The sequence below is a fragment of the Streptomyces sp. AMJ-169 genome (genome assembly GCF_055597585.1).
In genome coordinates, this window is record NZ_JBVLTJ010000001.1 from 278,530 (window position 1) to 290,698 (window position 12,169).

A 12,169-nucleotide genomic window follows, 5' to 3' on the forward strand; every position below is an offset into this window, starting at 1 on the left:
AGCTAGGGGAGGGCGAGGTATCTCAGGGGGCTGTCAGCGGCTCCGTCGCAGGGCGCGCTCAGCCACACAACACCCGGGACTTCGGCAGTGGCCCCCTCTCCAAAGCCGCAGCTTTGACCCACACCCTCCTCATCACAGAAGCCCTACTCCTCCTGACCGCATCCCCCGGCCTGATCCCCCTCTTCCTGCTGGGCGCGGCCCCCGAAAACCTCCCCCTGGCGGCAGCCTGCCTCCTCCCCCTGGCCCCAGCCACCTCCGCCGCTCTCTACGCCCTCCACCACCGCGGCAAAGACCTCACCGACCTCCACCCGGCCCGCGCATACTTCAGGGGACTGCGCCTCAACACCCTCCCGGCGCTGAAGCTTTGGACCCCCCTCCTGGCCTGGCTGACGATCACCGCCGTCACCCTCACCCACTTCTCCGCCACAGCCCTCCCCACCTGGTGGGCGGCGGCAGTCGCCGCGACCGGGGCCGCGGCCCTCCTCTGGGGCGCCCAAGCCCTGCTCCTCACCTCCCTGTTCACCTTCCGCACCAGAGACACCGCCCGCCTGGCGGCCTACTTCCTCCTCCGCCACCCCAGGTCCACCCTCGGCACCCTCTCCCTCCTGATCCTCACCGCCGCGCTGACGGCCCTCCTCACCGAAGCCCTCCCCGCCCTGCTGGCAGCCCCGTTGCTCCTCTCCCTGCTGCACACCGCCCGCCCGGTGCTCACCGAGACCAAGGAGAACTTCACGGCATGACCGACAAGATCCGGTACGGCGGCGACTACAACCCCGAGCAGTGGCCCAAGGAGGTGTGGGACGACGACCACCGCCTCTTCGGCGCGGCCGGCATCGACACCCTCACGGTGGGCGTGTTCATCTGGTCCCTGACCCAACCCGCCGAGGACACCTACGACTTCACGGCCCTGGACGCGATCCTGGACCGCGCGGCGGCCGAGGGCGGCAGCGTCTGCCTGGCGACCGGAACCGCCGCCCTCCCGCCATGGCTGGCGAAGAAGTACCCGGAGGTCAACCGCACCGACTTCGAGGGCCGCCGCCACCGCTACGGCCAGCGCCACAACTTCTGCCCCAGCTCCCCGGCCTACCGCCGCCTCTCCACGGCCCTGGCCGCCCGCCTCGCCGAACGCTACGCGCACCACCCGGCGTTGCTCGCCTGGCACATCAACAACGAGTACGGCGGCGCCTGTTACTGCGAGCTGTGCGCCGAGGCGTTCCGGGACTGGCTGAAGGCCCGGCACGGCACCCTGGACCACCTCAACGACGCCTGGTGGACGACGTTTTGGTCGCACCGCTACACCGACTGGGCCGAGATCGAACCGCCGAGCGCGCTCACCGAGCACTGGCGCGGCCCCGACCACACCGCGTTCCAGGGCAGCACGCTCGACTACCAGCGCTTCATGACCGACGCCCTCCTCGGCTGCTTCACCGCCGAGAAGGAGGCGATCCGGGCCCACGACCAGGAAACGCCGGTCACCACCAACATGATGGGCGCCTACCGCCCGCTCGACTACCACCGCTGGGCCCCGCACCTCGACTTCGCCTCCTGGGACAACTACCCGGCCCTGGACGCCCCGCCGACCCGCCCGGCCCTCGCCCACGACCTCATGCGCGGACTGAAGGACGGCGCCCCCTTCTGGCTGATGGAGCAGACCCCGTCCACCACGGCCTGCCGCGACGTCAACCCCCTGCGCCGCCCCGGCGAACTCCGCCTCGCCACCTGGCAGGCCGTCGCCCACGGCGCCGACGCCGCCCTCTACTTCCAGCTGCGCGCCTCCCGGGGCGCCTGCGAGAAGTACCACGGCGCCGTCATCGGCCACGCCGGCCGCGCCGACACCCGCGTCTTCCGCGAAGTCGCCGAGATCGGCCGCGAGTTGACCGACCTGGGGCCGCTCACCCTGGGCGCCCGCACCCCCGCCCGCACCGCGCTCCTCTTCGACTGGGACAGCTGGTGGGCCCTGGAACTCTCCGACGGCCCCTCCCGCCTCGTCCGCTACCCGGACGTCGTCCACACCTACTACCGGGCGGCCCGGGAGGCGGGCGCGGACGTGGACGTCGTCCCCGTCACCGCCGACCTCACCGCGTACGACGTCGTCATCGCCCCCGCCCTCCACCTGGTCAAGGGCGATCTGGCCGGCCGTCTTGAAGAGGTGGCCGCACGAGGCGGGAGCGTGCTCACGACGTTCCTGTCCGCCCGCTGCGACGAGCACGACCGCGCCTTCCTCACCGACCTGCCCGGTCCGCTCGCGCCGCTGCTCGGTATCCGGATCGACGAATGGGACTCCAGGCCACCGGAGTTCACCCAGCCCATCCCCGAACTGGCCGCGCAGGCACGGCTGGTGTTCGAGATCGTGCAGCCGCAGGGCGCCGAACCGGTCGCCACCTACGGCACGGACTTCTACGCCGGCACCCCCGCCGTGACCCGCAACCGCTTCCGCGCGGGCGAGGGCTGGTACGTCGCGACAGCCCTGGACCAGCCCGGCGTCGACCAGGTCGTCCGCCGCGTCCTCACCCGCCACGGACTGCTCGGCCCCTACGCCGCCCACCCGCACATCGAGACCGCCCACCGCACCGCCCCCGACGGCACCCGCCTCCTCTTCCTCCTCAACCACACCGAGCAGTCGGCCGAGTTGACGGCCCACGCCGACGCCACCGACCTCCTCACCGGCGAACAGCTGGCCCAGGGCGAGGAGTTCACCCTGGACCCCCGTGGAGTGCTGGTCCTACAGCTTCAGTAGATGACCCGCCCCCGCCCGTCCCCGACCCCCGACTTCCGGAAGAAATAGCTGTTCACCTGATCCCGCCACTCCCGGGCGCCGCGCACCTGCTCCGCGAACCGCTCCTCCCCCCGCGCGAACCGCTCGGCGTCCACCACCCCCTTGAGGCCCGCCCACACCCGGCGGGCCTCCTCCGCCTCCTCGACCCCCTCGAAATGCGTGTCGTAGATGTGCTGGATCACCGTCTTCCCGCTCTTCAGCACATGCCCGTACGGCACATGGTGGAAGAACAGCAGCAACTCGTCCGGGCAGCTCTCCACCGACCCGTACACCGACGCCCAGGGCTCCCCGTACTGCCCGCTGAAACCGGTCCCCGAAACGCTGCTGCGGTCCACGCCGACCCCGTTCCGGTCGGCGAAGTGATACGTCCCCCAGGGGCTGTACTCGTACCCGTCGACGCTCGGCCCGTAATGGTGTCCGGGCTGCACCATGAACCCGACCCCGAGCGGCGCCGTGTACTTCTCGTACGTCGCCCAGGACCCGGCGAGCAGCCCGCGCAGCCCCTCCAACGGGACGTCCCCGAAGGTCAGTCGGAGCCATTCGTCCAGCACCGTGAGCGGATCGGCCGACGGCTCCCACGCCAGCCGGCCGAACGTGTACAGGTTGGCCTGCGCGAGCGGATGCCCGGTCCAGAACGGATCGTCCCCGGCGTTCGACACGGCCACCAGCTCCGCCGCCAACTCGCCTACGGGCGGCCCCTGTTCACCGTGCGGCCGGAAGCGCAGCACCTCGCTCCACATCGGCCCGAGCCAACAGGCGTGCCACTGCTGCCCGGTGTACTCCTGCGTCGCCTGCACCTCCACCGCGACCCGGGTGCGCGGCAGCGCCCCCAGCACCGGTGACACCGGCTCGCGGGTCTGGAAGTCCATCGGCCCGTGCTTCACCTGGAGCACCGCGCCGGCGGCGAACTCCCCGTCCAGCGGGGCGAAATGGTCGTACGCGGCCCGCGCCCGGTCCGTCGAGCGGTCGCGCCAGTCCTGGTGGTGGTCGTAGACGAACGCCCGCCAGTGCACGCTCCCGCCGTACGGCTCAAGCGCCGCCGCCAGCATGTTGGCGCCGTCCGCGTGCGAGCGGCCGTACGCGAACGGGCCCGGCTGGCCCTCGGAGTCGGCCTTCACCACGAAGCCGCCGAAGTCGGGGATCACCGCGTACACCCGGCGGACCGCCCCGGCCCACCACTCCCGCACCCCAGCGTCCAGCGGGTCCGAGGTCCCGAGCCCGCCCAGGACCATCGGCGCCGCGAACGTCACCGACAGATGCGTCCGTATCCCGTACGCCCGCAACTCCCCGGCGATCTCGGCGACTTCACCGATCCGGTCGGTCAGCAGCCGGGCCTCCGGGGCGTGCACGTTGACGTTGTTGACGGCGACCGCGTTGACCCCGCACGCCGCGAGCAGCCGCCCGTACGCCCGCACCCGGTCCAGTTCCCCGCGCGCCCGCCCGTCCCGCCAGAACAGCGACCCTCCCGCGTACCCGCGCTCGACCTGCCCCATCACGGGGTGCACAGCGACGTTGTCCCAGTGGTCCAGCATCCGCAACGGCAGCGCGGGGGAGTGGAGTTGACGCCGCACGGGCCCGCCGAACGCGCCCTCGCCGAGCCGTACGACGTGGAAGAGCCCGTACAGCAGCCCCGCCCCGCCCGCCGCCCGCACCGAGGCCCGGCCGCCCGCGAACTTGAACTCGAAGTCCTCGGCGCCGGAGCCGACTTGGCCGATCTCCAGCAGCAGGTCGTACGAGCGGTCGGTCACCAGCGCGCCGCCGAACCGCCCGCAGGCCGCGCGGACTTCGGCCCGTACGGTCTCCACCAGCGGCCCGGCGCCCCGCACCAGCGTCCGCCGCCCGCCCAGCGCCCGGAACGCCTCGGCGGGCAGCCAAGCGGGGTCCCACCCTGGCACCCCGTCCGGCCCGGCCTCGGGAACCTCTTCGAACGACGACATGGGCGGGACCCCCGACTCGGCGGCTCAGGCGAGCAGTTCGACCTCGGACAGCACCGCCTCGCCGGACAGCACCAGGCGGTACCTCCCGTACGTACCCGCCTGCCCCACGCTGAACGCACGTGTCTGCCTGCCCCAGGCGAAGGACTCACCGGAACGCGCGTCCAGCGTCTTCCAGTTCACCCCGTCCGCCGAGCCCTGGAGCGTCCAGGCACCCGGCGCCCGCGTCGGGTCGGCCGGTGAGGTCAGCGTGTACTGAAGGCCCTTGACCGGACCGGACACCGGCAGCTCGACCGACGTCACGGCCGCCTCCGTCGCCGACGTGTCGTCGAACAACGGCCCGCCGTTCTCCAGGACGTCCACGCGCGGAGTGGGCACCGCGTCCCCTTGAGTGATCGACACCGGGCCCGATCCGGACCCCCAGGAGGACGGCCGGGGTCCCATGTCGAACTCCAGCGTCCCGCCCTTCGCGAGCAGCGCGTGGGGCAGCGAAGTCGACGTCCAGGAACGGCCGTTGACCTTCAGGCCCTGCACGTACACGTTCCGCGCGCTGTTCTTCGGCGCGCTCACGACCAGCTCGCGCCCGTTGTCCATCCGGATCGTCGCCTTCGTGAACAGCGGTGACCCGACGGCGTATTCACCGCTGCCCATCACCAACGGGTAGAAGCCCAGCGCCGAGAAGAGGTACCAGGCCGACTGCTCGCCGTTGTCCTCGTCGCCCAGGTAGCCCTGGCCGATCGCGCTGCCCGTGTACAGCCGCGACAGCACCTCCCGCACCCGCGCCTGCGTCTTCCACGGCTGCCCGGCCGCGTCGTACATGTAAAGGGCGTGGTGCGCGGGCTGGTTGGAGTGGCCGTACATGCCCATCCGCACGTCACGGGCCTCCGTCATCTCGTGGATGACCCCGCCGTAGGAGCCCGCGAAGTCCGGGGAGGCCGTCTCCGGGGTCGACAGGTAGGCGTCCAGCTTCGACGCCAGGCCCGCCTTGCCGCCGTACAGGTTGGCCAGGCCCCGGCTGTCCTGCGGGGCCGTGAAGGCGTAGCCCCAGCCGTTGGTCTCGGTGTAGTCGTAGCCCCATACCCGGGGGTCGTAACTCGCCGCGTCCAGGCGCCAGTTGCCCTTCTCGTCGCGGCCCTGGAAGAAGCCGACCCGGGAGTCGAAGAGGTGGACGTACCCTTGCGCCCGGTTCAGGAAGTACTCCGACTCCTCCTTGTACCGCCGCTCGCCCGTGCGCCGGTACAGCTCCTGGCCCATGCGGGCGATGCCGTAGTCGTTGGCGTAGCCCTCCAGCGCCCAGGACAGGCCCTCGTCCGTGGAGGTCGGCGTGTAGCCGAGGAACGGTGAGACCGCCATGCCCTTGCGGCCCACGCCCGAGGCCGGCGGGACCGTCGTCGCGTTCTTCAGCGCCGCCTCGTAAGCCGTCCGGGCGTCAAAACGCACCCCCTTCACGAACGCGTCCGCGAACGCCACGTCCGACGACGTGCCCGTCATCAGATCCGCGTACCCCGGCGAAGACCAGCGCGAGACCCAGCCCCCGTCGCGGTACTGCCGCACGAACCCGTCGACCAGAGAGCCCGCTTGACGGGGCGTCAGGAATGAGTACGCGGGCCACGTCGTCCGATAGGTGTCCCAGAAACCGTTGTTGACGTACACCTTCCCGTCCACGACCTTCGCGCCGGTCCGCGTCGGTGTGTCCTGGCCCTCGGCCGGGGAGAACGGCGACGCGTACCGGTAGGCCGAACCGACCTTCTCGTAACCGGAGTTGGGGTACAGGTACAGCCGGTACAGGCTGGAGTACAGCGTCGTCAGCTGCTCCGGCGTCGCGCCCTCGACCGTGACCCGGCCCAGCAGCGCGTCCCACTGCGCCCGCGCGTCGTCGCGGACCTTCTCGAAGGCGGTGCCCGCCGGGATCTCCTGGCGCAGGTTGTCGCGTGCCTGGTCGAGCCCGATCAGCGAGGTCGCGAGCCGCAGCGTGACCGTCCGCCGCGCGAACCGCAGATACCCCTTCACCCCGTCGGCCGCCCCGTCCGTCGCCGGGGCGTCGAACTCCCCGTACACGAACAGCCTGGTCGCACCCGTCGAAAGCCCCGACCGGACGTCGCTGTACCCGCTGACGACCCCTTTCGCGGCGTCCAGCGTCAGCCCCGCCTTGTCGCTGACGTTGTCGAAGACGACACTCGCGTCGTCCCCGGGGAACGTGAACCGCAGCGCCGCCGCGTGATCGGTCGGCGCCATCTCGGCCGACAGCCCGTTCTCGAACCGGACTTGATAGAGATACGGCCGCGCGGTCTCGTTCTCGTGCCGGAACGCCAGCGCCCGCGCCGCCTTCCCGGTGTCCGGGACGCCCGCCTGCGCCGACGGCATCACCTGGAACGTCTGCCGGTCACCCATCCAGGGGCTCGGCTCATGGCTCGCGCTGAACGCCTGTATCCGGGGCAGGTTGCCGGCGTCGTTGCCCCGCGCGTAGTCGTACAGCCAGCTGGTGGAGGACGCGTTCGTCACCGGCGTCCAGAAGTTGAAACCGTGCGGCACGGCCGTCGCCGGGAAGTTGTTGCCCCGCGAGTAGGCGCCGCTGGAGTTCGTGCCCCGGGTCGTCAGCGCGTAGTCCGACAGGTGCGCCTTCGCCGGCTCGGGCGGGGCCGGGGCCAGCGACACGTCGTCCAGCCAGCCCCGGAACCGCGCGGGAGCGCCCTGGGCGTCGTACGCGAGGAGGATGCGGTCGACCGTCTTGCCGGCCGCCACCGAACCGATCCGGGCCTGGACGTCGTTCCACTGATTGACCGACAGGACCTTCGCCGCGCCCTGGCCCTGCGGCGAGAGCGCGAAGCCGTGCTGGTCGACGGCCCCGAGCCCGCTCAGGTACGTGCCGTCGGTGAAGGCCAGGTCCACGGCGACGTTCGTGGCCGCGTAGTCCAGCTCCCCGTCGGCCATGGCCGGAAAGATCCGGTACGCGAGCCGGGTGTCCCGCTCGACGCGCACGTCCACGTCGAAGACCTTGTTGTACGACCACGCGTGCCCGGTCGCCGTCTGCCGTCCGGCGTACCGCAGCGCGCGCAGACCGGTGAAGCCGGCGCGGGGTTTCGCGGTGGGGGAGGAGACCGGGCCCCGGTCCACGCCGGTCAGCATCACCGGGGGTACGGGGCCCTGTTCTCCGCCACCACCCGTACCGAACCGGACATCCGCCAACTGGACTATCCCCGCGCCGTGGTTGGCGGTGATGTCGAGCCGGAGGTGACGGAAACCGCTTGCGGCTCGGGCGCCTGTGAGGTCGTACACGTTCGTCTGGAAGCGCTTGGCGAAGGTCTCGCCCGAGCGGTGGTCCAGGGGTGTCCAGGTGTCGCCGTCCGGGGAGCCCGACAGGGTCCAGTCCGCCGGGTCCCGTTCGGGGGCGTCGTTCGCGGAGGTCAGCGCGTAGGAAATGACCGGAACCGGTTGCGCGAACGCGAACTCCAGTCGGCCGGCCGGCTCGAACGCCAGCCATTTGGTGCCGGGTTCGCCGTCCAGGAGGTTCTCCTTGACCTCGCCGCCCGCCGTGTTCTCGGCGCTCGCCTTCACGGACGTGACCTGGTCCGTCACGTCCCCGGGCAGGGCGCCGCCGTCGGTGAAGCCGCCGTCCACGCCGGACGCGCCGCGCCCCTCGTCGAGGGTGTCCGTCCAGTCGGGCGCGGGCTGTCCGGCCTCGAACGAGGAGGCGAAGCGCGCCCCGGCAGCCCCCAAAGCCCCAGCAGTCCCAGCCGCCCCGTTCGTCGGCAGCGCCACTCCCACACCCGGTGTCGCGAGGACCACCCCCGCCACCGAGACCACCACGATCGAGCGAATTCCCCGTAACCGCCTGGTCCGCCACCGCATGTGCGTAGCACCCTCCCTGCAATGAACCGGGAACATCCCGGACAACGTTGTCCCCCTCGTGACGCAGGAATCAGTAGGTGGTCAAGTGACAAGTGATGTCAAGGACGTTCACCGGGGAAAGCGCTTCCGGTGTCGTGAATTGTTCGGTCGGGGTCCGCGCGGGGCAGGAGGATTTCCGCGAGGTCTCAACTCGGAAAATCCCTGCGCGAACCTTGCATTCGATCTTGCTCCGCCGCCGGGAAGTGGACTATACCTGTCGGCGTTTCCTGCATGTCCCGGCTTGAAGGCGAGGACTTGAGCATGGGCTCCACTTCCGCGAACGGCCGGCCGATCGGTGTCGGCCGCCGCAACCTGATGAAGCGGTCCGCCGCGCTCGGACTCCTGTCCGTGCCGGCGATGAGTTTCCTCTCCGCGTGCGCCAGCAGTGGCGGCGGGGGAGAGACGAAAGCGAAGGCCGGAAAGAAAACGGCACAGAACCCACTGGGGGTGAACGACACCGCCCCGCTGGAGTTCGTCCTGTTCGACGGCGGTTTCGGCACCGCGTACGCCCAGGACGCCGTGAAGGTGTACGAGAAGCAGTTCCCCAAGGTCAAGGTGAAGTTCTCCGCGACCCAGAAGATCCAGACGACGCTCCAGCCCCGCTTCAACCAGGGCACCCCGCCCGACCTGATCGACAACTCGGGCGCCGAGCAGATGGACATGGGCGTCCTGTCCAGCAAGAACCAGCTCACCGACCTGACCCCGCTGCTCGACGCGCCCTCGTACGACGACCCCGGCAAGAAGGTGCGCGACACGCTGCGCCCCGGGATCGTCGAGATGGGCCAGCTCGACGGCAAGCAGGTCTGGATCCTGTACTACGCGTACACGGTCTACGGCGTCTGGTACTCGCAGAAGGCGCTGGACTCGCTCGACGCGGCCTACCCCGAGACGTGGGACGAGATGCTCGCGGTCTGCGCGAAGGCCAAGAAGAAGGGCATGGCGGGCTGGACGTACGCGGGCAAGTACCCGTACTACCTCCCCTTCTCGCTGTACCCGATGATCGGCAAGGTCGGCGGGCGCCAGGTGCTCGACGCGATCGACAACCTGGAGCCGAACGCCTGGAGGCACCCGGCCGTCAAGGCCTGTTTCGAGGCGTACTACGAGCTGTACAAGAAGGGGTACATCCTGCGCGGCACCCCCGGGCTCGACCACATCCAGTCGCAGACCGCGTGGGCCAAGGGCGAGGCGCTGTTCATCCCCAACGGCTCCTGGGTGGAGAACGAGTCGGCGAACGTCATCCCCGCCGGCTTCGACCTGGCCGTGTCGGCGCCCTCCGGGATCGACTCCTCCGACAAGATGCCCTTCGGCACGATGTGGGCCTCCGGCGGCGAGCCGTTCATCGTCCCGTCCAAGGCCGCGAACTCCGAGGGCGGCATGGAGCAGCTGCGCATCATGCTCTCCGAGGCGTCGTCGAAGAACTTCACCACCAAGGTCAAGTCGCTGTCCGCGTTCAACGGCGGCACCGAGGGCATCACCCTCACCCCGGGTCTCAAGTCCGGTGTCGCGGCGCTGAAGAAGGCCGGTGACAACGTCCTCAACCCGCGCCTCCAGGACTGGTACGTCAAGCTCCAGAAGGAGCAGATCGGCGTCTCGGGGCTCGGCGAGATGATGGCCGGGCGGCTCACCCCCGTCGAGGCGATCAACAAGATCCAGGCATTCGCCGACGCCACCGCGAAGGACACGTCCATCAAGCACTACAAGCACCAGTAAAGGCAGCGGTGGAGCGATGCAGCACGGCAAGTACCGGTTCATCGTGGGGTTTCTCGCGCTGCCCCTCGGGCTTTATGCCCTGTTCGTCCTGTGGCCGTTCGTCCAGTCCATCTATTACTCGTTCACGGACTGGACCGGGCTCAGCCCTGAATTCAAGATGGTCGGTCTCGACAATTACCGCAGGATGCTCGACGACGACATCTTCTGGAAATCGTTGCAGCACAGCCTGCTGTTCGCGCTCGTGCTGCCGCTCCTCACCCTCGGGCTCGCCCTCTTCCTCTCCTTCATGATCAATGTGGGCGGGCGGAGAAGAAAGGGCGGTCCGGCGGTCAGCGGGGTGCGCGGCTCCGCCTTCTACAAGATCGTGTATTTCTTTCCGCAGGTCCTCTCGATCGCCATCGTCGCGCTGCTGTTCGCCTTCGCCTACAACCCGGACAGCGGCGCGATCAACTCGTTCCTGCGCGGAATCGGCCTGAGCAGCATTCAGCCGCTGTGGCTCGGTGATCCGTCGCTCGCGCTGTGGTGCGTGATGGCGGTGCTGCTGTGGTCCAGCGTCGGTTTCTTCGTCGTGCTGTTCTCCGCCGGAATGGCCTCGATCCCGGCCGATCTGTACGAGGCGGCGCTGCTCGACGGGGCGGGGCGGGCGGCGACCTTCTTCCGGATCACCCTGCCGCTGCTGTGGGACACCGTGCAGTCCGGCTGGGTCTACATGGGCATCCTCGCCCTGGGCGCCGAGTCCTTCGCGGTCGTGCAGATCATGACCGCGGGGCCCGGCGGGCCCGACTACTCGACCACCGTCATGGTCCTGTACGTGTACCAGAAGGCGTTCCGTGACGGACAGGCCGCCTACGCCACCACCATCGGGGTCGCCCTGCTCGTCGTCACGCTCGCGTTCTCCGCGATCGTGATGCGGCTGGGGCGGCGGGAGCGGCTGGAGTACTGATGAAGACGACCGAATCGCCGGCGCCCGTCGTGCAAGCCGCCCGACAGCCGCCCGCGCCACGGAAGAAGAAAGAGGGCAATGTCCTCAACGTCTTCTCCCACGGAGTGCTCATCCTCTGGGCGGTCATGGTCGTCCTGCCCCTCCTCTGGGCGGTGATGACCTCTTTCAAGTCCGACTCGGCGATCTTCAGCTCGCCCTGGGCGCTGCCCGACCATCTGCACCTCGAGAACTGGGCGCGCGCCTGGACCCAGGCCAACATGAGCGACTACTTCCTCAACACCCTTGTGGTGGTGGGCGGTTCACTCATCGGGACGCTGGTCCTCGGTTCCATGGCGGCCTATGTCCTGGCCCGCTTCGACTTCCCCGGGAACCGTTTCATCTATTACCTCTTCGTCGGCGGCATGAGTTTCCCGATCATGCTGGCGCTGGTCCCGCTGTTCTATGTGGTGAACAACCTCGGCCTGCTCAACACCATCCACGGGCTGATCCTCGTCTACATCGCGTACTCGCTGCCGTTCACCGTGTTCTTCCTGACGGCGTTCTTCCGCACCCTGCCCGGCTCGGTCGCGGAGGCCGCGTTCGTCGACGGCGCCTCGCACGCGCGGACGTTCTTCCAGATCATGCTCCCGATGGCCCGGCCGGGCCTGATCAGCGTCGGCATCTTCAACTTCCTCGGCCAGTGGAACCAGTACATGCTGCCGACGGTCCTGAACACCGACCCCGACAAGCGGGTGCTGACCCAGGGCCTGGTCCAGCTCGCCGCCAGCCAGGGCTACAAGGGCGACTGGTCGGGGCTCTTCGCGGGCCTGGTCATGGCGATGCTGCCGGTGCTCGGCGCGTACATCGTCTTCCAGCGGCAGGTGGTCGCGGGACTCACCGCCGGCGCGCTCAAATGACACCGCGTACACCTCCGGAACG

The 12,169-nt window shown here is 69.7% G+C and carries 7 protein-coding genes; 5 read left to right on the plus strand and 2 right to left on the minus strand.

Annotated elements, in window-relative coordinates; all coding sequences use genetic code 11:
- Positions 1-113 precede the first annotated feature (113 nt).
- Both ACYUD3_RS01135 and ACYUD3_RS01140 read left to right on the plus strand, forming a co-directional pair.
- Positions 114-740, plus strand: a complete 627-nt coding sequence (locus ACYUD3_RS01135) for a hypothetical protein (RefSeq protein ID WP_470961982.1) — start codon at positions 114-116, stop codon at positions 738-740.
- A complete protein-coding gene (locus ACYUD3_RS01140) occupies positions 737-2,737 on the plus strand; it encodes a beta-galactosidase (protein WP_470961985.1) in 2,001 nt (666 codons plus the stop codon). The genes ACYUD3_RS01135 and ACYUD3_RS01140 overlap by 4 nt, the downstream gene beginning before the upstream one ends.
- On the opposite strand, the gene ACYUD3_RS01145 is transcribed toward ACYUD3_RS01140, so the two are convergent.
- Positions 2,731-4,713 carry an alpha-glucuronidase gene (locus tag ACYUD3_RS01145; protein WP_470961988.1) on the minus strand — a complete coding sequence of 661 codons (1,983 nt, stop codon included), beginning with the start codon at positions 4,711-4,713 and terminating at the stop codon, positions 2,731-2,733. The genes ACYUD3_RS01140 and ACYUD3_RS01145 overlap by 7 nt on opposite strands.
- A gap of 24 nt (positions 4,714-4,737) precedes the next feature.
- Positions 4,738-8,559: a GH92 family glycosyl hydrolase gene (locus ACYUD3_RS01150; protein ID WP_470961991.1), complete on the minus strand. Its 3,822-nt coding sequence runs from the start codon at positions 8,557-8,559 to the stop codon at positions 4,738-4,740.
- 300 nt (positions 8,560-8,859) lie between these two features.
- Between ACYUD3_RS01150 and ngcE the strand changes: the two genes are divergently transcribed.
- From ngcE to ACYUD3_RS01165, 3 genes are read left to right on the plus strand one after another with little or no spacing between them, the layout of a single operon-like run.
- A complete protein-coding gene (ngcE, locus tag ACYUD3_RS01155) occupies positions 8,860-10,308 on the plus strand; it encodes an N-acetylglucosamine/diacetylchitobiose ABC transporter substrate-binding protein (protein ID WP_470961994.1) in 1,449 nt (482 codons plus the stop codon).
- Between the two features lie 16 nt (positions 10,309-10,324).
- On the plus strand, positions 10,325-11,251 hold the full coding sequence (locus ACYUD3_RS01160) for a carbohydrate ABC transporter permease (RefSeq protein WP_470961997.1): 927 nt from the start codon (positions 10,325-10,327) through the stop codon (positions 11,249-11,251).
- Positions 11,251-12,147, plus strand: a complete 897-nt coding sequence (locus ACYUD3_RS01165) for a carbohydrate ABC transporter permease (RefSeq protein WP_470962000.1) — start codon at positions 11,251-11,253, stop codon at positions 12,145-12,147. The genes ACYUD3_RS01160 and ACYUD3_RS01165 overlap by 1 nt, the downstream gene beginning before the upstream one ends.
- The last annotated feature ends 22 nt before the right edge of the window (positions 12,148-12,169 follow it).

Coding starts and splice junctions, on each gene's coding strand:
- ACYUD3_RS01140 (WP_470961985.1), top strand. CDS start 737: ATGACCGACAAGATCCGGTACGGCGGCGACTACAACCCCGAGCAGTGG.
- ACYUD3_RS01145 (WP_470961988.1), bottom strand. CDS start 4,713: ATGTCGTCGTTCGAAGAGGTTCCCGAGGCCGGGCCGGACGGGGTGCCA.
- ACYUD3_RS01150 (WP_470961991.1), bottom strand. CDS start 8,559: ATGCGGTGGCGGACCAGGCGGTTACGGGGAATTCGCTCGATCGTGGTG.
- ngcE (WP_470961994.1), top strand. CDS start 8,860: ATGGGCTCCACTTCCGCGAACGGCCGGCCGATCGGTGTCGGCCGCCGC.
- ACYUD3_RS01160 (WP_470961997.1), top strand. CDS start 10,325: ATGCAGCACGGCAAGTACCGGTTCATCGTGGGGTTTCTCGCGCTGCCC.
- ACYUD3_RS01165 (WP_470962000.1), top strand. CDS start 11,251: ATGAAGACGACCGAATCGCCGGCGCCCGTCGTGCAAGCCGCCCGACAG.